This window comes from Bradyrhizobium sp. P5_C11_2, assembly GCF_054049755.1.
On record NZ_JBFULT010000892.1, the window covers coordinates 1 to 1,903 of the forward strand.

General features: G+C 66.9%; 3 protein-coding genes. 1 reads left to right on the top strand and 2 read right to left on the bottom strand.

Annotation, left to right across the window (positions count from 1 at the left end; all coding sequences use genetic code 11):
• Positions 1-174: 174 nt before the first annotated feature.
• Together ACXJL8_RS39950 and ACXJL8_RS39955 are read right to left on the bottom strand one after the other, a co-directional pair.
• On the bottom strand, positions 175-420 hold the full coding sequence (locus ACXJL8_RS39950) for a hypothetical protein (protein ID WP_456686916.1): 246 nt from the start codon (positions 418-420) through the stop codon (positions 175-177).
• A gap of 110 nt (positions 421-530) precedes the next feature.
• Entirely contained in the window at positions 531-917 is a 387-nt protein-coding gene (locus tag ACXJL8_RS39955) for a hypothetical protein (RefSeq protein WP_456622857.1), read from the bottom strand.
• 128 nt (positions 918-1,045) lie between these two features.
• On the opposite strand from ACXJL8_RS39955, the gene ACXJL8_RS39960 reads away from it, so the two are divergent.
• Positions 1,046-1,831 (top strand): SDR family NAD(P)-dependent oxidoreductase, encoded by a 786-nt coding sequence (locus tag ACXJL8_RS39960; protein ID WP_456686917.1) that lies wholly within the window; start codon positions 1,046-1,048, stop codon positions 1,829-1,831.
• Positions 1,832-1,903: the final 72 nt, after the last annotated feature.

Here is a 1,903-nt window from a genome sequence, read left to right on the forward strand (position 1 = left end):
CACGCCAGATGCTCGAACGGCACGGCTTCGCTGCGATTGCGAAGGCCGCCGAGCAGGCCGTGGCCTGCGAGGGCCGCGGCGAGGCCGATGAGGCCAAGGAGTGGCGTCACATCGAGGATGCCATGAAGATCATGCGTGGACCGCACCACAGCTGATCGCCGGCCAGGAAACGCCTCAGCGGTCCTCGTGCTCGGTTCCCTGCGACTGGGACCGTTGGGTTTGCGGCTGACTGCGATCGCCGGTCTCCTTGCAGGGGAGCTRCTCCCAGGTACCATTCGGTGTCTGCTGATACGCGCTGCAGGTCGAGGAGGGCGATTTGTCCTCGGCTTTCTGGGTGCCTGAATTCTTCGCCAGCAAGGGGGCGGTCAGCGCCGTGACGGCCGCGAGCGTGGCGGCGAAGACGACATGGATCATCCGCATGAGGGGTTCCTGTTCGAATTCGAAGAGGCCCGCATGCTGGCGAGGATTGTGACGAATATTGGCCGCGGCGGTGGTTCCGCCGCGCCGTGCTTAATGCCCGGGAAAACCGTCTAGCCGCCCTTGCTGCGGATCAGGCCGGCGAGATTGGTCTTCTGGGCCTCGCACCAGCCGGGCATGCCGAGGCGGCGCTGGTCCATATCGGTCGCCTGCGTCGCGACCGCGACCTCGGCCATCAGGTCGTCGTCCTGCTTCTCGCCCATCTTGCCGCCGGTATGCATCCAGGCGATCGCCTTGCGCACCTTTTCGGTGATGCCGTCGGGCAGCTGCATCTGCTGCGCCTTCTGCACCAGGTCCTGATAGACGAGATCCGTGTTGGGGCATTCCACCCTGGCGGCGAAGGCCTGCAAGACCATCGTCACATAGGTCGACCGCGGATCGGCCGCCTGGGCCGGCGCGGCAAGCAGCAACAGGCCCGTGATCAGAAAACCGTAGCGCATCCTTGGTACCTCCTCGATTTTTTCGGGAGGCTAGCGCCCGGCGCGCCGCTCCGCAATGGTGCCGCGACGCKATTGTCGTCCGTCCGCTCGGTACGCTAACGTAGCGCGCCCCGGCCCCGGAGATCGACATGAGCCTGTTCAGTACGCCGTTCGATCCCGCACACGATACGGCGCTCGTCACCGGCGCGGGCAACGGCATCGGCCGTGCGATCGCGCAGGCCCTGGTCGGCGAGGGCGTCCGAACGGTGTTCGCCGATGTGAAGGCGGAGCGGGTGAGTGCCGCGATCAGCGCGAGCAGCAGGCCTGAATTGGCCGTGCCCTGGGTCGGCGATCTCGCCGAGCTGGACGCGTGCGATGCACTGCTCGCCACCGCGCACGCAGCGCTGGGCGAGGTGACGCATTTCGTCCACAGCGCATCGCCGCCGCGGCGGGAGGCCGATCATGCGCTCGCGGTCGATCGCAGGATCTGGCAGGAGATGCATGCGGTCAATCTCGACGCCGGCTTTCATCTGGCGCGCGAGATCGCCAAGCGGCTGATCGCGGCGAAGCGGCCGGGCTCGTTCCTGTTTCTCACCTCGCTGCATGCAGGCACGCCGCGCAACCTGCCGCATTATTCGACGGCGAAAGCCGGGATGGCGATGCTGGTGAAGGAGCTGGCCAAGACGTTCGGCCGCCACGACATCCGCGTCAACGCGCTGGTGCCCGGCGCGATCGCGGCCGGCGGATTCGTCGCGGATCCCTCATTGGCGCGGCACATTCCACTCGGGCGTCTCGGCGAGGCCAACGACCTCGCGCCGATGGCGCTGGCAGTGCTGTCGAACAAGCTCRCAGGCTACGTCACCGGCGCGGCCTTCGTCGTCGACGGCGGATTGTCGCTGACGAACTGGTTCGAGCCGCCGGCGCTCGACGACTAAAGTCCCGTTCCGATGGAATCGGAACGCCTAGCGCTGCCAAGCCGGCACGGGGTCGAGCGGTGTGCGATAGAG